Genomic DNA, 19,544 nt, shown 5'->3' on the forward strand with positions numbered 1-19,544 from the left:
GGCGGGCATCCAGCGGTGCGTTCCCGCGAGATGTAAGCCAGGTTACTATTTTTCCCCCGCTGTGCACCCCAGCCCGCCGCGGCACCCCGGCGCACCCCTCCCCGTTCCGTGGGCACCCGTCACGCCGCTCCTACAATCGGAGCGTGCCCGAACGTCCGCGCCAACCCCGCCCCGGTGCCGTCCCAGCATCCCCGGACGACGACGCCGCCCGCCCCCGTCCCGGCGCGCCCGCACCCCGTAGAGCGGGGCACCCGGCCGCCACCCCCGTGACCGCACCCCGCCCGGCGTGGGCCGCCGAGGGCGAGGAGTTCACCGTGGACCTGGACCCCGGCCGGTTCCTGTGCGTCCGCGCGGACGGGCCCGCGGACGGGAACCCCCTGGTGCTGCTCACCGGACTGGGCTTCGACCTGCACACCTGGCCCCCGGCCCTGGTGCGGGTCCTGGCCGGGCGGGGACACCGCGTGCTGCGCTTCGACAACCGGGACGTGGGGCGCTCGTTCCGAGTGGCAACGCCCACCCCCACCGTGCGTCAGCTGCTGGGCGGAGACCTGCCCGCCGAGCAGTACACCGTGGAGGACATGGCCGGGGACGTGGCGGCCGCCCTGGACGTGCTCGGGGTGCAACGGTCGGACGTGCTCGGCTTCTCCCTGGGCGGGATGATCGCCCAGTCCCTCGCGGCGCACCACCCGCACCTGGTGCAGCGGCTGGTCTCGCTGTGCTCCACCACCGGGGACCCCACCGCGGGCGGGGCAGCCGCCTCCACCGCCGCCATGCTCGCCCTGCCGGGGGCGAGGACCCGGAGGACCTACGTGCGCTCGCGTCTGGTCATGGCCCGGCACCTGGCCGGGACGGGTTTTCCCGTGGACCTGGACCACGAACGTGAGCTGGCGCGGACCCACTGGGACCGCAGCCTGGACCCGCGGCAGGAAGGGGCCGCCCTGCGTCGTCAGATCGGGGCCATCCGCGCCTCGGGCAACCGCGGCGAGGCACTGGCCCGGATCACCGCGCCCACGCTCGTGCTGCACGGGGACCGGGACCGGATCGTGCGTCCGGACGGCGGGCCGGCCACGGCCCGAGCGATACCGGGAGCGTGCTTCGTCCGCGTGCCCGGCATGGGGCACCAGGTGCATCCCCTGCTGGTTCCCAGGCTGGCCCGGCTGGTCTCGGAGCACCTGGCCCCGGTCATCGAGCCACGACGACACGGGCACCATGCCGCCCCACTCGGCGCAGGCACCCGTGATACCAAGGACACCACCACCCTCTCCGAGCGCGGGTGATCCCGGGCGTCACCCGTGGACACCGGAAAGTGACAACTGTGAAGACATCGCGTGACTGGCTGCCACGGCTTGCCAGCACCCTCGTGCTGCTGGCCTCCCTGTGGTCCTTCGTCTCCATCCCGTTCGCCCGCAGGGGCTCCCTGTACTGGGTGGACGAGGTCTTCAGCACCCTGGGTGTGCCCTCCGGGCCCAACCTCTTCCTGGCGCTGAGCCTGCTGATCGTGGGCACCTCGCTGCGGCGGCGGCTGCGCGTGGCGTGGGTGATCTCCCTGGGCGTGCTGATCGTGGAGCTGCTCGTGTTCGCGGTCCTGGGTGTCGCCCTGGTCACGGAGTCGGTGGACGTGGAGCTCGAGCTGCTGGAGAGCGCCGTGCTGATCGCCGGGGCGGCCATCACCACCGCGTGGACCGTGGCGTTCATCGTCCATCGCAAGGACTTCCCGGCCCGGATGCGCTCCGGCGCGGTGCGCCAGGCCCTGCTCACGCTGCTGGGCGGCCTGGCGACCGTGATCGCGCTCATCTTCCTGGTCTCGTGGGTGGTCCCGAGCCACCTGCACCACCTGCACGGGGTGGAGCACGTGTGGTTCTCGTTCCGCAGCGTCACGGGGCTGTCCCTGCCCCGCAGCATCTCCGACGGTTCGGCCGGGCCCCACTGGCTCACGGTCCTGGGCGGCGTGCTGGGCGCGGCGGTGCTGTTCTTCACGGTCTGGCAGTTCACCCAGTCCGCGCAGCGCTCCGAGGTGATCAGTGCCGAGGACGAGCTGCACATCCGCCGGCTGCTGGCCACGTACGGCGGCCAGGACTCGCTGGGCTACTTCGCCACCCGCCGCGACAAGTCCGTGATCTTCTCCCCGGACGGCCGCGCGGCGGTCTCCTACCGGGTCATCGGCTCGGTCTGCCTGGCCTCGGGGGATCCCCTGGGCCCGCACGACGCCTGGCAGGACGCCATCGCCGCCTGGAAGCGGGAGGGCCGGGAGCACGCGTGGCACCTGGCCGTGCTCTCCGCCTCGGAGACCGGCGCACAGGCGTACGTGGCCGCCGGGCTGCGCGCCCGCCCGCTCGGGGACGAGGCCGTCCTGGACACGGACACCTTCTCCCTGGAGGGGCGCACCATGCGCCCGGTCAAGCGCGCGGTGGCCCGCGTGCGGGAAGCCGGCTGCACCGTCACGGTGGAACGCCACGGACAGCTGGACGCCGCCACCATGCAGCAGGTCATCGACCTCTCCGAGAAGTGGCGCGGGGACGAGGCCGACCGCGGCTTCTCCATGGCCCTGAACCGGCTCGCGGACCGCACGGACGCCCGCTGCGTGGCGGTGCTGGTGCGCGACGCCACCGGAGAGATCGTCGCCCTGCAGTCCTACGTGCCGTGGGGCACGCGCGGGATCTCCCTGGACCTGATGCGCCGCTCCCCGGACGCCCCCAACGGCGTGAACGAGGCCATGGTCGCGGCCCTCGCCGAGGACGGCGGGGACCTGGGAATCCGCGAGATCTCCCTGAACTTCGCCATGTTCCGCTCGGTGTTCACCGGCGCGGACAAGGTGGGCGCCGGGGTGGGCGTGCGGATCGCGGACCGGGTGCTCTCCTGGGGCAACCGGTTCTGGCAGCTGGAGTCCCTCTACGAGGCCAACGCCAAGTACCTGCCCCGCTGGGACAGCCGCTTCCTGTGCTACGACTCCGCCGCGGACCTCCCGCTCGTGGGCATCGCCGCGGGCCGCGCCGAGGGCTTTCTCCCGGGCCGCGCACCCCGCCCCGGCCACGACGGCGAGACGCTCGTTCCCGGCCCCGACGGCACACCGACGCCGCTCGCGGACCTCTCGCTCGCCCAGGACCGGGAGCTGCTCACCCCGCCGCGCCCGGTGCGCCACCTCACGGAGCAGCAGCGGGTGCGCCACGCCAAGCTGGACGTGCTGCGCGAGGCAGGCATGGACCCCTACCCGGTGGAGGTCCCCTACACCACCTCGGTGCCGCGGGCCCTGGAGATGATCGCGGACGGCACCGCGGAGGCCACCGGCGAGGTGGTCTCGGTGGGCGGGCGCGTGCGCGCGCTGCGCGACCTGGGCGGCGTCGTCTTCGCGGTGCTGGAGGAACGGGACCAGCGGATCCAGGCGGTCCTGGAGGAGAACGCGGTGGCGCCCGAGCTCATGCGGCTGTGGCGGCGCGCGGTGGACGTGGGCGACCACGTGTCAGTGACGGGCACGCTGGGCCGCAGCCGCCGGGGTGAGCCCTCGGTGCTGGCCACGTCCTGGTGCATGGCGTCCAAGTCCCTGCGCCCGGTGCCGAGCGAGCACACCGGCTTCACCAATCCCGAGGCCCGGGTGCGCCAGCGCTACCTGGACCTGATCGTGAACAAGGAGTCCTCCCAGCTGCTGCGGGCGCGCTCGCGCGGGATCGCCGCCATGCGGCAGTCCTTCACGGAGCGCGGCTACATGGAGGTGGAGACCCCCATGCTGCAGGCGGTCCACGGCGGCGCGAGCGCCCGCCCGTTCCGCACGCACATCAACGCGTACAACGCGGACCTGTACCTGCGCATCGCACCGGAGCTGTACCTCAAGCACCTCTGCGTGGGCGGGATGGACAAGATCTTCGAGCTCAACCGCAACTTCCGCAACGAGGGCGCGGACGCCACCCACAACCCCGAGTTCACCTCCGTGGAGGCGTACGCGGCGCACGGCGACTACAACACCATGCGCGTGCTCACCCGTGAGGTCATCATCGAGGTGGCCACCGCCATCCACGGTGAGCCCGTGGCGGTGCGCCCGGACGGCCACGGCGGGCAGACCCGCATCCGTCTGGACCACGAGTGGCCTGTGATCCCCGTGCACCGGGCGGTCTCCGAGGCCACCGGCACCACCCTGACCTCCACCACCCCGCTGGAGGAGGTGCGCGCCGTGGCCTCCGCGCACGACGTGCACTGGAACGAGAACATGACCGCCGGTGAAGTGGTGCTGGAGCTCTACGACGAGCTCGTGGAGGGCCAGACCACCCTGCCGGTGTTCTACACGGACTTCCCGCTGGAGACCTCCCCGCTGACCCGCACGCACCGCACGGACCCCCGGCTCTCGGAGCGCTGGGACCTGGTGGCGTTCGGGGCGGAGATCGGCACCGCCTACTCCGAGCTCGTGGACCCGGTGGACCAGCGCAACCGGCTCACCGAGCAGTCCTTCAAAGCCGCCGCGGGTGACCCGGAGGCCATGGAGGTGGACGAGAACTTCCTCACCGCCCTGGAGTACGCGATGCCTCCCACGGGTGGCCTGGGGATCGGCGTGGACCGGCTCATCATGATGCTCACGGGCACGAACATCCGCGCCACCCTGGCGTTCCCGTTCACCCGCCCGAACGAGCAGCGCTGAGCGGAGCCGCCGCCGTCCCGCCCGTCGGTGGAGCATGACAGTGCCCCCGTGCCTCACGGCACGGGGGCACTGTCATGACGTCTGCGGAGCTCAGTCCTCGGTGTAGGAGGCCCCGGTGAGGGTCTCCACCGCGAGCCGGCCCAGCGCGTTGGACGCCAGCGGGCTGTCCCCGGTCAGCAGGGTGCGGTCCTTGTGGACCAGCCCGGTCATGTCGTCGTTGACCACCGTGAGGCCCGCACGGGTGAGCTCTTCGGCAACCAGCCAGGTCATGGTCCCGGGGAGGTACCCGATCTCGATGTTGGGACCGGAGTCCAGGGCGTCCGGGAACACCGCCACGCTGTAGCCGGCGAACAGGTTCTTCCCGTCCGCTGACACGGCGGAGAGCAGTGCCGCGGGACCGTGGCACAGGGTGATCACGGGACGGCTCTGGTCCAGCGCCCACTGCAGGACCCGGCCCACCTCACGGCTCTCGGCGAGGTTGATGGTGGCGCCGTGGCCACCGGGGATGAACACCGCGGCGTAGTCGCTGGACGCGTCCAGGCCCTCGGCGATCTCGCCGAGCACCCGGGGGCGCTCGATCTGCGGAAGCAGCTTGTCCCAGGCCTCGTGAACGGCCTCGTCCTTCTCCGGCATGGCCCACAGCTCGAACTTGGCCATGTTGCCGGACAGGGTGGCCACCTCGACCTCGTAGCCTGCAGCCTGCAGGTGCATGAGCGGCAGGAGGGTCTCCACGGGGTGGTTGCCGGTGGAGAAGTAGACGCCGTCCCGCAGCTCCAGGTAGCGCTCGTCGGTGAGGATCGTCAGGATCTTCCGCGGCCCGGAGGACACGCGCGGGGCACCCTTGGCGCCGTCGAAGTCCGTGGTGGGGGGAACGTACTGGCCCAGGGAGTAGTCGGAGGGGAAGTACGCGTTGTGCTCGGCGGCGTCGACCGTCGGTTTCTTCGAAGCCATGGTGACCTTCTTCCGTAGTGGGGACTCACGGTGGTGAGTGCTGAGAGCCCGCGCGGGTCCTGGGTGGGATCAGAAGTGATCCGCGACAGGACCTGCGCCGTGCGCTCGCAATCTCACCCTAGTAAACATATGCTCCACAAACTAGTTGTCCCACCCGATTTCGCCGCAGGCCGCCCGAGAGGACGCGCCACGGCTGCTCAGAGGTCCAGCGCCCGGTCGTCGCGTGACCACTGGGCCACGCGCGCCAGCGCGTCACGGAGAACGTCCTGCAGCTGCGGGTCCAGAGCGGACAGCAGCTCGGACTCCGCCCGGGCCAGCTCGACCTCCAGAGAGCGCAGCAGGGACGTCCCCGCATCCGTGACCACGACCGTGCGGATCCGGCGGTCGGCCCCGTCCCTCTCACGGCGCACCAGCCCGCTCTCCACGAGGTCGTCCACCACGTACGGCATGACCGTCCGGTCCACCCCCAGGTACTCGGCGAGCTCCATCTGGGTGCGGATGGGCTTGTGGGCCACGGTGTGCAGCAGCTGGTACCCGCGGGCGCCCCGGGGAACCTCCGCGAAGACGGGCTCCACGCGCGCCCGGTAGCCGCGCAGGCACATGCCCAGTGCCCACCCCAGATCGCATGTGCGGCGGTCACTGTCCCGGGGTTCGTGCGCGTACGTCATCGTCCGATCCTCACACACTCCATCCTTTCTCCATCCTTTCCGTGCGGCGCGTCCCTGGTCATGGCGCTGCACGCCCGGCGGGTGCGGAAAACCCCACCGCGACCCGGTGGTCAGCACTCGCGCGCGCCCGGCCGGGGTGTCCGTAGCGTGGAGGCCATGAGCACACGAGCCTCCGAACCCACGCCACCGTGGGACACCACCGAACACCTGCCCCCGGTTGCCGAGCGCACCGTGCCGATGCCGAGCACCGGTTCCTCGGCATCGCCCACGGCTACCACGTCCGCCGGTCCCGCCGCCCCGCGCGAGTGGCGCGCCCTGTCCCCCAGGACACTGTTCTTCGGCGGTCTGGACCTCGTGGTGGACGCGGTGCTCAACACCGCGGCCCTCACGCTGGTCCTCGCCCTGCTGGCGGCGGGAATCGGTGCGGTGCCCGTACTGGGGCTGGGGCTCGGGGTGGGCGCCCTGCTCGTCGCGGTGCCGCTCTTCCTGCTGGGTGTGCTGGCACCGGTGGCCGCGGTCTACGTGATGCGGGCCGCGGTGTGGCTGGAACGGCGGCGCTCGGCGTCGTCCTTCGGCCTGGACGTCCGGGACCCGAGGCGGCGGCGGAGCCAGCGCACGGACTGGGTGCGCGTCCCGCACCAGTGGTGGCTGGACGCGAGCGACGGGCCCCTGTGGCTCGGCGTGATCCACCTGGTGCTCACGTGCTGCCTGGGGTGGCTCGCGCTGGTTCCGTTCGTCACGGTGGGGGCGGGGATCGCGCTGTCCTTCTCCCCGCTGTACATGCCGGGCAACTCGGTGGTCGCCAACGCCCTGGAGGCGGCGCACAACGCCCCCGTGTGGCTCCTGGTGGTGCTGAGCGTGGCCGCGGTGCTGCTGAGCATCCTGCTGGGTGTGCTGCTGACCCTGGCGCACCGCGGGCTCTCGGCCGGGCTGCTGCGCCAGAGCGAGGCCGTGCGGCTGCGGCGTGAGGCCGTGGAGGCCCGCCGCCGCGCCGAGCACGAGTCCGCCGCGAAGGAGTCCGCGGTGCGCGGGGCGGAGACCGAGCGCTCGCGCATCGAGCGGGACCTGCACGACGGCGTCCAGCCCCAGCTGGTCTCGGTGGCCATGAACCTCTCCATGGCGCAGTCCCGGATCGACACCGATCCCGCCGCCGCCAAGGAGCTCGTGGCCGAGGCTCACGGCACCACGAAGGCCGCGATCACGGAGCTGCGCCGCCTGGCCCGCGGCTTCCACCCCGCGGTGCTGGAGGACCGGGGGCTCGACGCCGCGCTGTCCGCCGTGGCCGCCCAGGCACCGTTCCCCGTGGACGTGTCCGTGGACGTTCCCCGGCTGGACCCCCGCACGGAGGCCGCCGTCTACTTCGCGGTCTCCGAGAGCCTGAGCAACGCCATCAAGCACTCCGGCGCCCTGGCGGCGGACGTGGCCGTGTCCGTCCAGGACGGCCCCGTTCCCGGCGCCCCCGTGGTGGTGGCCGGCGTGCGGGACTTCGGCCGCGGCGGCGCCCGCGTGCTCCCCGGCGGCGGACTCTCCGGGATCCAGGACCGCATCCGCTCCGCCGGCGGCCGGTTCTTCGTGACCTCCCCGGTGGGCGGGCCCACCGAGGTGGTCGTGGAGCTGCCGCTCCCCGGCCGGAGCACGACGGCGCACGGCACCTCCCCCGCCCACGGCACCGCGCCCGTCGCGCCCGGCGGGCCGGGGCAGGGAGCGGGCGGCGCGGCGCCGTCGTACCCCGCGGCCGGCGCGCCGCGCCCCGCAGCAGGAGAGGAGAGCTGAGATGCGGATCGTGATCGCCGAGGACGCCGTCCTGCTGCGCGCGGGACTCGTGCGCCTGCTCACGGACGCCGGGCACGAGGTGGTGGCCGAGACGGACACCGCCGAGGGCCTCGTGAGGGCGGTGGAGGAGCACCACCCGGACTTCGCACTGGTGGACGTGCGGCTGCCGCCCACGTTCAGCGACGAGGGCATCCGCGCGGCAGTGCTCATCCGTTCCGCCCACCCCCGGGTGGCCGTTCTGGTGCTCTCCCAGTACGTGGAGGAGCGCTACGCCTCGGAGCTGATCGCCTCCCGCCGCGAGGGCCTGGGCTACCTGCTCAAGGACCGCGTGGCGGACGTGGACCAGTTCCTGGAGTCCGTGCAGACCGTGGGCTCCGGCGGCACCGTGCTGGACCCGGAGGTGCTCACCCAGATCCTGGTGCGCTCGCGGCGGCGCAACGACATGGAGCTGCTCTCCCCGCGGGAGCGCGAGGTGCTGGGCCTCATGGCCCAGGGGCTCTCCAACGCGTCCATCGCCGCGAACCTGTACCTCACCGAATCGGCCGTGGAGAAGCACATCGGCTCGATCTTCGCCAAGCTCGGCGTCATCTCGGAGACCGGCAACCGCAGGGTTCTGGCCGTTCTCAAGTACCTCGGCTACTCGGACCACTCCCTCTAGGACCTGACATGACCACTCGCACCCCGGACCCCGTCCCTCCCACGCCCGAGGACCCCGCGTTCTCCGCGTCTCCCCACTCCGCCCGCACGACGACGCCGCCCCCGCCCGCCCCGCACGGCTGGAACCCCGCGGGGGACCGCCCCCTGCCCCGCGGCGAGCGCCGCGCGTGGAACGCCGCCACCGCCGTGGTGGGTGGCGTGGGCGCGCTGGCCCTGCTGCTGGGTGGTGCGGGCACCGCCGCCGCGCTGGCCCTCACGCAGGAGCGTGACTCCTCGTGGAGTGCCGACTCCGCGGTCTCCGCACTGGACATCGACGCCCCCACCGCCGCGGTGGACGTGAGCACGAGCCCCACGGTGGACCACGTGGAGGTGCGGTGGCACGAGACCGGCTGGCACCTGGACGAGCAGCAGCTCACGCCCACGGTGGAGAAGGGCACGCTGCGCCTGACCGTCCCGCCCGAGCAGTCGGGATGGGGCACCAGCTTTCGCAGCATCTCCGTGCTCGTCCCGGAGAAGGCGCCGGCGGCAGCCGTGACGTTCACCGGCCACACCGGCGCCGTGAGCATCACGGGCGCGTTCACCACCGTGTCCGCCACCACCGAGCTCGGCGTGGTCAGCGCGCAGGACGTGCAGGCCACGGTGCTGGACGCCCGCGCCACCGCGGGTGAGGTGGTGCTGGACGGCGTGCGGGTGCGGGACCGGCTGGACGCCCACGCCACCACGGGCACCGCCCTGGTGAGCACCCAGGGGGCGGCCCCGAAGCGCGCCTCCGTCACGGCGGACACCGGGTTCTACGGCGTGGACATGCCCGCGGCGGACTACTGGTACCCGGCCACGAGCCGCCACGACTTCCCGAACCCCCGCCTGCCCCGCACCACCTCCTCCGAGGACGGGACCACGGACTCGGCAGGGACCGGGATGGCGGGATCCGGGGGGACGGACGCTGCCACCGCCGTCTCCGGAGACGGAGCACCGGGCGCGGACGTCCAGGCGGACGCCGTGTGCGCCTCCGCCCCGAAGAACCGGCCCTGCCTGTTCCTGCGCGGCGAGCCCCTGGACGTCCAGGACTTCGGGTACGCGGACGAGCTGGGTGAGGCGTGGCAGGAGCGCACCTCCCCGCACGAGAGCGACGACCGCAGCCCCGGCTCCCCGGCCAGCGGCACGTCCCCGAGCTCGCCGTCCGCGAGCAGGTCCACCAGCACACCCGCGGCGAGCGCACCACCCACTCCCGCCCGGGAGGACTGAGAACTCCCGTCCGGGGCGTACGGGCCCCGGACGGGCGCCCCGCGGCACCGCTGACCAGGCGGGCCGCGGGGCTTTTCCGCGCCCGGGCCGGTCACCGCGGAGACTGCCACCCCGTCACGTCACGCGGCGCCCCGGGGGCGGGCGATGCCCCGGGAACCGCCGCGGGCCCGTAGCCTGAACGGGTGTCCTCCGCCGCAGCCTCCCCGCCCATGGACCGTGCGCGCATCACCCGTGCCCGGATCGCCGTGTCCCTGCTGTTCCTCACGAACGGCGCGATCTTCTCCAACCTGCTGCCCCGGCTGCCGGAGATCAAGGACATGTTCGAGCTCTCCAACGCGCTGTACGGGCTGGCGGTGATCGCGTTCCCCATCGGCGGTGTGGTGGCCGGGCCGCTGCCCGCGCCCATCCTCCGGCGCTTCGGGACAGCCCGCACCGCGGCGGTGGGATCGGTGCTGCTGGCGCTCGCGGTGTTCGCGGCCGGGTCCGTGCCCGTGATCGCGGTGTTCGGGGCGGGGCTGTTCATCGCCGGGATGCTGGACGCCGTGGTGGACACCGCTCAGAACGCGCAGGGGCTGCGGGTGCAGCGCCTGGCAGGCACGTCCATGATCAACTCCATGCACGCCCTGTGGAGCGTGGGTGCCGTGATCGGCGGTCTGATGGGCACCGGCGCGGCCGCCCTGCACATCCCGTTCGTGTGGCACTTCCTCACGAGTGCCGCCATCTTCTCCGTGGTGGCCGTGCTGGCCCTGCGGTGGGCGGTCCCGGACGACCCCGAGGGCCACGCCGCCGCCCAGGCGGAGAACGTCCCGGTGGACACCGCCGGCATGCCCCGGCTGCCGCGTGGCACCGGCGCCGCGCTGCTCGCCCTGCTTCCCATCGCGGTGGTCGCCGTGGCCGGGGTGCTCGTGGAGGACGTGGGCTCCAACTGGTCCGCGGTCTACCTGCGGGACGTCCTCGCGGCACCCGTGGGGATGGTGGGGCTCGGGTACGTGAGCCTGGTGGGCGCCCAGTTCGTGGGCCGCCTGCTGGGCGACCGCCTCATCGACTCCCTCGGTGCCGTGCTCGTCACGCGCCTGGGCGGGGTGCTGATCTTCCTGGGGCTCGGCGCCGTGGCACTCGCCCCGGCCCCGTGGCTGGCCCTCACCGGGTTCGCCCTGGCGGGATTCGGCTGCGCAACCATGGTGCCCACCGCCTACGCCGCCGCGGACCGGGCTCCCGGGCTCAAACCCGGCACCGGGCTCACGCTCGTGAGCTGGTGCATGCGCATCGTCTTCGTCCTCTCTCCCCCGCTGGTGGGCCTGTTCGCGGATGCCCTGGGGCTGCGCACCGCCCTGCTCGTCTTCCCGCTCATGGGCGTCCTGGCGGTGGTGTTCGCGGGTGCGCTGCGGGAGCGCTCCGGACGCTGAGCGCAGACCCGGGCGCGCCCGGGCATACTGGGGTCATGACTTCCAAGGCCCCCCGCACGCGCTCCGAACGAGCCCTCGACCTGTTCCGCTCCGGCTACCTCTTCGCCTCCCGCGCACGACGCCGCGCCGGCGTCTCCCCGGACTCGGGCTGCCCCGTGCGCATGCCCCTGCTGGGCAAGCAGACCGTCCTGGTCCGCGGACAGGAGGGCGTGGACCTCTTCTACGACACGTCCCGCGTGAAGCGCGACGGCGCCATGCCCGGTGTGGTGCAGGGCCCTCTGTTCGGTGACGGCGCCGTGCACACCCTGGACGGCGAGGCCCACCTGGTCCGCAAGCAGCAGCTCGCGGACATGGCATACGAGGACGAGCGGGTGGCCGCGTACAAGCCCTTCGTGGCGGAGGAGCTCGAGGCCCTCGTGGGGCGGTGGAAGGACGGGGACAACGTCTACGACAGCACCGCCATCGCCTTCGGCCGCGCGTCCTTCCGCTGGGCCGGCATCCCGTGGGGCGTCCCCGAGATGGACCGGTGGGCGCACCGCATGAGCCGCCTGCTGGACACCTTCGGCCGCCCCGCGGTGCACCTGGTCTCCCGCCTGGACCGCAACGCCCTGGACCGCCGCTTCGAGGCTCTCATCCAGGATGTGCGCTCCGGCGCGGTCGCCGCCCCCGAGGACTCCGTGCTCGCGCACATGGCCGAGCTCGTGGACGCGGACGGTGCCCTGGTGGACGCCAAGACCGCGGGCATCGAGCTGCAGAACCTCACCCGCCCGAACGTGGCCGTGGCCCGCTTCGCGGCGTTCGCCGCCACCGCCCTGGTGGAGCACCCCGAGTGGGTGGAGCGCATCCGCGCGGCCTCCGAGAAGCGCGGCGGCACCCTGCTGGACGTTCCGGAGGCCGTGGCCTTCGCGCAGGAGGTCCGCCGCGTGTACCCGTTCGTGCCCATGCTCCCGGCCGAGGCCACCACGGACACCGAGATCCAGGGCTGCCCCGTGCACAAGGGCGAGCGCGTTCTCCTGGACATCCTGGGCACCAACACGGACCCCGCCTCCTGGGACCGCGCGGCGGTGTTCGACCCCGAGCGCTTCATGGGGGTGGAGGACGCCGAGGAGATCACCACGTTCATCCCCCAGGGCGGCGCGGACGTGCGCACCGGCCACCGCTGCCCCGGCGAGAAGATCGCGGTGACCTCCCTGTCCGCCACCGTGGTGGCGCTGTGCCGCCCCGAGGTGCAGCTGCCCAGCGACCAGGACGACCTCACGTTCTCCTGGACCCACATGCTCACCCGCCCGGCCACCGGGGTGCGCGTGCGCGCCACCCCCTGAGCACTCCGCACAACGCACCAGGCACGACGGCGCCGGGATCCCACGGTCCCGGCGCCGTCCTGTTCGTCCCGGTCAGATCAGACCGCGGAGGGGGCTCACCACACGTGAGCGGACGGGTTCTACTTGCCGCCCGCCACCGGGGACCCGAACGGCGGGGTGGTGATCGCGATGTTCTGCAGGGCCCGGAGCTGGGCGGTCGCGGTCGCCGCGAGCTTCGGGTCCCGGGGGGCCTTCCCCGCCGCCGCCACGGCCTGCTGCGCGGCGGTCAGCTGCGCGACGTAGGGATCCGTGGCGGGCAGGCCCACAGCGGGGGCGCGCCCCACGAGTGCCTGCAGCTGCAGGTCCAGGGCCGAGCCCGGCACGTACGCCTTGGCCTGCTCGGGGGCCGTCAGGGTCAGGTGCGACCCCAGGATGTACTGCGTGCGCTGCTTCAGCTGCTCCGGGGTGGTCAGGAGGGTGATGTCCGCGGTTCGCGGGTCCACGCCGGTGGGGGCCGGCTGTGTGGGGGCAGGCTTCGTAGGAGAGGGGTCCGGGTTCCCGGGCACCGGTTCCACGGGCACGACGGGTGCCTTGTCCTTGGTCGGGGACGGGGTGGGAGTGGTACTCGGGGAGGGCGTGTGCGTGGTGGGCTGCTGCTTCTTCTTGCCCGTGCCGTTGCCAGAACCGCCGGAGCCGCCCTGATCCTTCGTGGTCTTGTCCTGCCCGGTCTGTCCCGTGCGCGGGGCCGTGCCGGAGGTGACCTTGCCTGTGTTGCCCGTGCCGCCCGTTCCCGCGGCCTTCTGCGTTCCCCCGGCCTCAACCGTGCTCTGGCCCGAGGCGGGCTTCTTCGGCTCGGTCTTTGTGGGCTCGGTTTTCTTCGGCTCGGCCTTCTTGCTGTCGGTCTTCTTCTCACCAGAACCCGCAGTGGGTGCAGCCGCCGCGGCGGCGGCCACGATCGCGTCGCGGTCCTTCTGGGGTGCCTTGGAGGGAGTCGGCGCGGGGCCGGCGTCGACTCCGGTGGTCGCGTTCGGGTCCGCGGCGGGCTGCTGCGCTGCCGCCTGGTCCGCGTTGGAGTACGCGGGGCGCGAGGCCGGGATGATCTCCTCGCCGGACTTCCAGTCGAAGGACTGCGGGTCCACCACCTTGCCGTTGACCCACGTCTCGAAGTGCAGGTGCGGTCCGGTCACGCGCATGCCCGTGTGGCCCACGGCCCCGAGCTGCTCAGAGGCCTTGAGGTGGTCCCCCACCCGGACCATGACCTTGCTCATGTGGTTGTAGGTGGTCTTCATGCCGTTGGCGTGGGAGACCTCCACACGGTTGCCGCCCCACACGTCCCAGAACACGGCCGTCACGGTGCCGTCCAGGGCCGCCACCACGGGCGAGCCCTCCGGAGCGGAGATGTCCGTGCCGTTGTGGAGCTCGCGGCGGCCGTCGTCCGGGGCGACGCGCCACCCGAACTCCCCGCCCTTGAGCACGATCACCGGCTGGGCGGGCGCGATCAGGGTGTTGACCGGCAGCTCGCCCTTGAAGACGGGAGGAGCGTGCTCGGCCGAGGTCACGGGAGGCACGGCGGCCTTCCCCGCGCCGCCACCCGCGGCGCCGTTGCCTGCTCCGGCTGTGTCACTCGTGGGAGAGCTCGCGTGGCTGAGGGACACCAGAGAAGTGTTCTTGGAGGCGGCGATCGCCTCGGGGTCCGCGACGGCGGCGAACAGGGATGCCTCAGCCGGCTGGGCGGCGTCGTCGGCCCCGTTCGACGCGGCAGGGGCCGGCCGCTGCGGGCCCTGGGGGTCCTGCGCCATGGCCGGCTGCCAGGGGGCCACCTCGGAGCCGTTGCTCAGTGCCACGCTTCCCGCCACCAGCAGGGAGAACGAGGTGAACGCCATGAGAGCCATGGACGGCTTCTTGGAGGGGGTGGAACGCGCGTTTGAACGAGCCATGAGTGTGATCGTGTCTCCCGGGAGGAACATCGGCGCCGTGAGCCCGCGGGCCGACCGTCAGTACAGCAAGTGTAGGTGAATTCCCGGTGTCCATGTAGTTTCATGGACGCATCGACACAGCTGTGGTCAGTGGCGGCCCGTCCAGCCCTGCTCCACCAGCCCGCGGACGTATGCCGCCTGCCCCACGTGCTGGGCGGCATCGTCGATGGTGGAGACGATGCGCACACCCCGGGTGACGGGCGGGTCCCAGGAGTCGTCGACGACCTCGTCCAGCTCCTCGTCCGAGAGCTCGGACACGTACTGGGCCGTGGCGCAGCAGACCGAGCGCAGGTAGCCCACCAGCAGCCCGGGATCCGAGACGCGCACCCGGGCGACGTCCTCCGGGGTGTCCCCGAAACCGAAGTCGTCGGAGGGGCGCTGCAGCCCGAAGGAGTCCGACCAGCCCTCCGCGGTCCAGATCTGCTCGGCCCCGCACAGCTGCGCGATCTGCACGTCCTGCTGGCGCGCGGCGTGCCACAGCAGCCAGGCCATGGAGTTGTGCGTGCCGTCCGGCATCTGGTTCAGCACCTCCTGCGAGATGCCCTCCACCGCGGCCTCCGCCGCCTCCACGGGACGCCGTGCCGCGTCCGCCATCAGATCCAGAGCACCCATGGTTCTCCCCTTCCGGTCGTGATCCGTGTCTCGTTCCCCACTGTACGACCACCACGCCGCGCCCGGGAGGGACCGGTCCCGGCCGCCCCGTTCCCAGCGGCGGACGGCCGGGTACGACGACGCCCGGTGCCGTTCGCTGCGGAACGGGACCGGGCGTCGTCGTCAGCCGGGGAGCGGGCGTCAGCTCGCCACGCGCACCAGCTTGGTGTTGGAGAACTCGTCGAAGCCCCAGCGGCCCAGCTCGCGGCCGTAGCCGGAGCGGCGCACGCCGCCGAAGGGCAGGCCGGCCTTGGTGGTGCCGTGCTCGTTGACGTAGGCCATGCCCACCTCGAGCCGGCGGGCGATCTCCTCCGCCTTGGCGACGTCCTGGCCCCACACGGAGCCGGACAGGCCGAAGTCGGAGTCGTTGGCGATCTCCACGGCCTCGTCCACCGAGTCGTAGGAGTAGACCACGGCCACGGGACCGAAGATCTCCTCCTTGAAGGCGTCCATCTCGCGGGTCACACCGGTGAGGACCGCGGGGGACATCCAGGCGCCGTCCTTGTCCAGGGCCTTGCCGCCGGTGTGCAGGGTGGCGCCCTGCTCCACGGCGCGCTCCACCTGGGCCACGGCGTCGTCACGGCCCTCCACGGAGGACAGCGGGCCCACCTTGGTGTCCTCGGCCAGGGGATCGCCCACCTTCATGCCCTCGACGGTCTGCACGACCACCTTCACGAACTCGTCGAACATCCCGGAGGGGACCAGGATGCGCTTGGGCGAGTTGCAGGCCTGGCCGGCGTTGCTCATGCGCGCGATCGCCACGTACTTGGCGGTCTTGGCCACGTCCACGTCGTCGAGCACGATCAGGGGGTCGGAACCGCCCAGCTCGAGCACGCTCTTCTTCAGGTTCTGAGCGGCGGTGGTGGCCACGGCCTTGCCCGCGCCCTCGCTGCCGGTCAGGGAGACGCCGCGCACCCGCGGGTCCGCCACGATGTCCGTGACCTGGTCGGTGCTCGCGAACAGGTTGATGTAGGCGTCCTCGGGGATGCCCGCCGCGTGCAGGATCTCCTCGATCAGCTCCGCGGTGCGCCCACAGATGGAGGCGTGCTTGAGCAGGATGGTGTTGCCCAGCATTAGGTTCGGGGCCGCGAAGCGGGCCACCTGGTACTGCGGGAAGTTCCACGGCATGACGCCCATGAGCACACCGATGGGATCGGTGACCACCACGGACCGGGCGTCGTCGCCCACGTCCAGGGTCTCCTCCTCCAGCAGGGCCGGGCCGTGCTCCGCGTACCAGCGGTAGATGGAGGAGGACAGCGCCACCTCACCCTTGGCCTGCTTGAACGGCTTTCCCATCTCGGTGCTGATCACGCGGGCGAGCTCGTCGGCGCGCTCGTCGAACGCGTCCGCCACAGCGTTCAGCGCGTCCGCGCGCTGCTGGGCCGGGGTGGCGCGCCAGGAGGCGAACGCGGCATCAGCGCGCTCGACGGCGCGGGCGACGTCCGCATCCGTGGCGGAGGTGAACTCCTGCTCCACGACTCCGGTGGCTGGATTCTCTGTGCGGTAGGCCATGAGGTCTCCTTATGTCTCGGACGGTCGTGCATGCTGTCGTCCGTGTTAACGAGAGCCCCGGGCGGAAGATTCCCGGGTGCCGCGGCGGCCATCGCCGGACGACGTCGGTGTCCCCGGCGGCGTCGCCCGGGCCGGGTCCGCGTGGTGTCGCCGAGGTGGGCGCGGCCCGCCCCCCCCTAGAGTGATCCCATGACCAGACCCGCAGAGCCGCGGGAGGCCCCCATGGGCACGGCGGCCGACATCCCCGGCCCCGGGCGGGCCGTGGCGCGAGCCTTTCCAGCGTGCGCCCTGGGCCTGTTCGCCCCGCCCGTGGTCGCCCACTTCCTGCCCCGCGAGCCCAGCGACGGGTGGTGGCCCACCCTGATCGTGATACTCGTTCTGCTCGCGATGTTCGGAGTGGTGCTCCTGGACCGCAGACGGCTCCCCCGCCAACCGAGGGACGTGGATGACCTCCGCTGGCAGGGCGCCCTCTCTTCCGCACGCCACCACCGAGGCGTTCCGGAGCACCCGGGGGTGCGACTGATGGCGGCCCGCGTGGCCTACGACCGGGTGTGGATGTTCATGCTGTTCTGGGCCCTGCTGGTCGGCTACGCGGGCGCCGCCCTCACCCGCCCGGACCTGGACTGGCTGCCCGGTGTGGGAGGCATGCTGGTCTTCTCTGTGATGGCGCTCGTCAGGCTGCCCGCGGCGTGGGCGTACCTCCGGGAGAACGACGCCGCACACCCGCCACCACCAGCATGACCAGCCACATGCTCACCAGGAACGGCCACGTGTACACGGGCACGGGCAACTGGGCGATCAGCAGCTGAAGGGGCAGCGTGAGCAGCGCACCCACCAGCGCGCCGAGCACGCGCACCCACAGGGGCCGGGCGGTCCACACCACCGCGCCCAGGGCGATGGACACCAGCACCGCCGAGTAGCCGAGCAGCCCGGAGGAGACCTGGACGACACCGTCGCCCACCAAGAGTGCACCCGCGAGCGCCACGAAGCTTCCGAGCACGCCGAACAGCCCGATCCGCACGCCACCCACGAACAGCGCGGCCACGATCAGCAGACCCGGCACCAGACCGTCTGCGAGGACCACCTCGGAAAAGCTGTTCACCGCGCCCAGCAGCACCCCGCCCGGGCCCTCGCCGGTGGTCGGGGAGCCGGAGCGCACCAGGGGCAGCACCAGGTCGAACATCACCCCGGCCACCAGGCAGAACGGCGCGGTGGCAACGGGCAGCTGGGCCCATCCCAGCGCCCGGGACCCGAAGGCGCGCTGCAGGAGGCCGTGCACGGGAACGCAGGCCAGGGCGCCGACCACGGTCATGAGCAGCGCGGGCAGCGGGTGCCCCAGGGCGAGTGCCGCGGCCGCGCCCACCAGGGCGCCGTTGTAGCCCATCATCCCGGTGCGCACGGCGTCCGTGCCCAGCAGGGCCCACGCTCCCGCGGTCTGCGCGAGGGCGCCGACCGCCACGACCAGCGCCACCCAGGGGTGGACCCATCCCATGGCCACCAGCAGCAGCGCCCCGGACCACGGGTTGTCGATGAAGAAGATCTGGGACACGCCCCGCAGGACGGTGCCCACCGCCCTGCCCGGGCCGCGAAGAGCATCCACCTCAGACCTCCCCGTCAGAGCGCACGGACCCGCCCGCGTGCCCGGAGCCGCGCCGCGGCAGCTGCCCGCCCGTCGACGTCGTCCCCGCGCTCCCGCGCGAGGACCGCCAGAACCACCACCAGACCAGGCCGAAGAGGGCGACCAGCACGAGCCCGGCCTGCCCCAGGTCGATCTCCGCGAGCGCGGAGGTCACCGGGTCTGTGAGACCCAGGAGGTCGTTCAGGAACCCGCCCAGGGTGATGGCGGCGATGAACAGCGCGGACACGGCGGAGATCACGGTGACCGTGGCGTTGAAGCGCATCCGGGTTCCGGTCTCGGTGAGGGCGCTGGAGTAGAGCTTCATCATGCCCAGCCCGTTGAGGGTGTCGCACAGGGTCATGGCGGCGGTGAAGGCCACGGGCAGGCCGATCAGCGCGGCAGCCGGGACCCCGGCGAGGGACGCGGTGACCGTGAGCAGCAGCAGACCGATGGTGGTGGCGGTGTCGAAGCCCAGGCCGAAGAGGAACCCCAGCACGAAGATGTCCCGCGGGCGGCGCACCCGCTGCAGGGGTTTGCGCAGCAGCCGGGACACCAGCCCCCAGCTGCCGTCCAGGTCGTGCCGGTGCCCCTGGGCGCCCTGCTCCCCGCGGGAGATCCGACGCACCAGACCCGCGCCGATGCTCGCGTTGTAGAGGCCCAGCACCAGCAGGTACACCCCGGAGACCCCGGCCCCGATCAGACCGAGCACGTGGTTGGTGGAGCTGCCGTCCTCGAACGCCCCGTGCACGAACTGGGCTCCTGCCACCACCATGACTCCGGCGATGGTGACCACCAGGGAGTGCCCCAGGCTGAACGCGAAGCCCACGCTGGCCGGGTTCATGCCCTCGGAGACGAACTTGCGGGTGGAGTTGTCGATCGCGGAGATGTGGTCCCAGTCGTAGCTGTGCTTCAAACCGGCGGCGTACGCGGTGAGCACCACGCCCAGGGCCAGGGGCTGGGCTCCGGGCGCGAGCGCGGTGGCCAGCAGCACGGCCGCGAGCACGTGCAGGGCGGCAACCGCGGAGAGCGTGAAGCCCACCCGCACGCGCAGGGGCAGGCGGTGCCGCTCCGTCACGTAGCGGCGGTAGAGCGTGGGATGCGTGGTGGACACGGTTCTCCTGGGGGTCGTGGGTGGGCGGATCGGCGGGCTGGTGGCGTCCTC

At 72.5% G+C, this 19,544-nt stretch carries 15 protein-coding genes; 8 read left to right on the forward strand and 7 right to left on the reverse strand.

What is annotated here, in order from left to right; genetic code table 11:
• Positions 1 to 143: 143 nt before the first annotated feature.
• Both Q4A22_RS05325 and lysX read left to right on the forward strand, forming a co-directional pair.
• Positions 144 to 1,277, forward strand: a complete 1,134-nt coding sequence (locus tag Q4A22_RS05325; protein WP_303177698.1) for an alpha/beta fold hydrolase — start codon at positions 144 to 146, stop codon at positions 1,275 to 1,277.
• A 38-nt stretch (positions 1,278 to 1,315) separates the two neighbouring features.
• The gene (lysX, locus tag Q4A22_RS05330) at positions 1,316 to 4,624 is read left to right on the forward strand and encodes a bifunctional lysylphosphatidylglycerol synthetase/lysine--tRNA ligase LysX (protein ID WP_303177699.1); all 3,309 of its coding nucleotides are present in this window, start codon (positions 1,316 to 1,318) and stop codon (positions 4,622 to 4,624) included.
• A gap of 90 nt (positions 4,625 to 4,714) precedes the next feature.
• Here lysX and hchA read toward each other — a convergent pair whose 3' ends face one another.
• Both hchA and Q4A22_RS05340 read right to left on the reverse strand, forming a co-directional pair.
• A complete protein-coding gene (gene hchA, locus Q4A22_RS05335) occupies positions 4,715 to 5,575 on the reverse strand; it encodes a glyoxalase III HchA (RefSeq protein WP_303177700.1) in 861 nt (286 codons plus the stop codon).
• A 197-nt stretch (positions 5,576 to 5,772) separates the two neighbouring features.
• Positions 5,773 to 6,243, reverse strand: coding sequence for a MarR family winged helix-turn-helix transcriptional regulator (locus Q4A22_RS05340; protein ID WP_303177701.1), 471 nt, complete (start codon positions 6,241 to 6,243; stop codon positions 5,773 to 5,775).
• A 156-nt stretch (positions 6,244 to 6,399) separates the two neighbouring features.
• Between Q4A22_RS05340 and Q4A22_RS05345 the strand changes: the two genes are divergently transcribed.
• The 5 genes from Q4A22_RS05345 to Q4A22_RS05365 all read left to right on the forward strand — a co-directional run bounded on the left by Q4A22_RS05345 (position 6,400) and on the right by Q4A22_RS05365 (position 12,646).
• Positions 6,400 to 8,016, forward strand: coding sequence for a histidine kinase (locus tag Q4A22_RS05345; protein WP_303177702.1), 1,617 nt, complete (start codon positions 6,400 to 6,402; stop codon positions 8,014 to 8,016).
• Between the two features lies 1 nt (position 8,017).
• Positions 8,018 to 8,674, forward strand: a complete 657-nt coding sequence (locus Q4A22_RS05350) for a response regulator transcription factor (RefSeq protein ID WP_303177703.1) — start codon at positions 8,018 to 8,020, stop codon at positions 8,672 to 8,674.
• A gap of 8 nt (positions 8,675 to 8,682) precedes the next feature.
• Complete coding sequence (locus tag Q4A22_RS05355) at positions 8,683 to 9,918, forward strand: DUF4097 family beta strand repeat-containing protein (RefSeq protein WP_303177704.1); 1,236 nt, start codon at positions 8,683 to 8,685, stop codon at positions 9,916 to 9,918.
• Between the two features lie 182 nt (positions 9,919 to 10,100).
• A complete protein-coding gene (locus Q4A22_RS05360) occupies positions 10,101 to 11,324 on the forward strand; it encodes an MFS transporter (RefSeq protein ID WP_303177705.1) in 1,224 nt (407 codons plus the stop codon).
• A 35-nt stretch (positions 11,325 to 11,359) separates the two neighbouring features.
• Positions 11,360 to 12,646, forward strand: a complete 1,287-nt coding sequence (locus tag Q4A22_RS05365; protein ID WP_303177706.1) for a cytochrome P450 — start codon at positions 11,360 to 11,362, stop codon at positions 12,644 to 12,646.
• Positions 12,647 to 12,765: 119 nt separating this feature from the next.
• Here the strand turns inward: Q4A22_RS05365 and Q4A22_RS05370 are convergent, their stop codons facing one another.
• The 3 genes from Q4A22_RS05370 to Q4A22_RS05380 form a co-directional block, all read right to left on the reverse strand.
• Complete coding sequence (locus Q4A22_RS05370) at positions 12,766 to 14,562, reverse strand: M23 family metallopeptidase (RefSeq protein WP_303177707.1); 1,797 nt, start codon at positions 14,560 to 14,562, stop codon at positions 12,766 to 12,768.
• A 126-nt stretch (positions 14,563 to 14,688) separates the two neighbouring features.
• Positions 14,689 to 15,213 (reverse strand): DinB family protein, encoded by a 525-nt coding sequence (locus Q4A22_RS05375; RefSeq protein WP_303177708.1) that lies wholly within the window; start codon positions 15,211 to 15,213, stop codon positions 14,689 to 14,691.
• Between the two features lie 180 nt (positions 15,214 to 15,393).
• Positions 15,394 to 16,764 (reverse strand): NAD-dependent succinate-semialdehyde dehydrogenase, encoded by a 1,371-nt coding sequence (locus Q4A22_RS05380; RefSeq protein WP_303177709.1) that lies wholly within the window; start codon positions 16,762 to 16,764, stop codon positions 15,394 to 15,396.
• A 189-nt stretch (positions 16,765 to 16,953) separates the two neighbouring features.
• Between Q4A22_RS05380 and Q4A22_RS05385 the strand changes: the two genes are divergently transcribed.
• Positions 16,954 to 17,505, forward strand: coding sequence for a hypothetical protein (locus Q4A22_RS05385; protein ID WP_303177710.1), 552 nt, complete (start codon positions 16,954 to 16,956; stop codon positions 17,503 to 17,505).
• Here the strand turns inward: Q4A22_RS05385 and Q4A22_RS05390 are convergent.
• Complete coding sequence (locus tag Q4A22_RS05390) at positions 17,438 to 18,364, reverse strand: urea transporter (protein ID WP_303177711.1); 927 nt, start codon at positions 18,362 to 18,364, stop codon at positions 17,438 to 17,440. The genes Q4A22_RS05385 and Q4A22_RS05390 overlap by 68 nt on opposite strands.
• Before the next feature lies 1 nt (position 18,365).
• Positions 18,366 to 19,493 carry a HoxN/HupN/NixA family nickel/cobalt transporter gene (locus Q4A22_RS05395; protein ID WP_303177712.1) on the reverse strand — a complete coding sequence of 376 codons (1,128 nt, stop codon included), beginning with the start codon at positions 19,491 to 19,493 and terminating at the stop codon, positions 18,366 to 18,368.
• Positions 19,494 to 19,544: the final 51 nt, after the last annotated feature.

Origin of the sequence: Kocuria sp., assembly GCF_030530945.1 — a bacterium.
GTDB lineage: Bacteria > Actinomycetota > Actinomycetes > Actinomycetales > Micrococcaceae > Kocuria.

Excerpts from the sequence above, each read along its gene's own strand:
- hchA (WP_303177700.1), bottom strand. The coding sequence starts at position 5,575 with ATGGCTTCGAAGAAACCGACGGTCGACGCCGCCGAGCACAACGCGTAC.
- Q4A22_RS05340 (WP_303177701.1), bottom strand. The coding sequence starts at position 6,243 with ATGACGTACGCGCACGAACCCCGGGACAGTGACCGCCGCACATGCGAT.
- Q4A22_RS05345 (WP_303177702.1), top strand. The coding sequence starts at position 6,400 with ATGAGCACACGAGCCTCCGAACCCACGCCACCGTGGGACACCACCGAA.
- Q4A22_RS05350 (WP_303177703.1), top strand. The coding sequence starts at position 8,018 with ATGCGGATCGTGATCGCCGAGGACGCCGTCCTGCTGCGCGCGGGACTC.
- Q4A22_RS05355 (WP_303177704.1), top strand. The coding sequence starts at position 8,683 with ATGACCACTCGCACCCCGGACCCCGTCCCTCCCACGCCCGAGGACCCC.
- Q4A22_RS05365 (WP_303177706.1), top strand. The coding sequence starts at position 11,360 with ATGACTTCCAAGGCCCCCCGCACGCGCTCCGAACGAGCCCTCGACCTG.
- Q4A22_RS05370 (WP_303177707.1), bottom strand. The coding sequence starts at position 14,562 with ATGGCTCGTTCAAACGCGCGTTCCACCCCCTCCAAGAAGCCGTCCATG.
- Q4A22_RS05375 (WP_303177708.1), bottom strand. The coding sequence starts at position 15,213 with ATGGGTGCTCTGGATCTGATGGCGGACGCGGCACGGCGTCCCGTGGAG.
- Q4A22_RS05380 (WP_303177709.1), bottom strand. The coding sequence starts at position 16,764 with ATGGCCTACCGCACAGAGAATCCAGCCACCGGAGTCGTGGAGCAGGAG.
- Q4A22_RS05385 (WP_303177710.1), top strand. The coding sequence starts at position 16,954 with ATGACCAGACCCGCAGAGCCGCGGGAGGCCCCCATGGGCACGGCGGCC.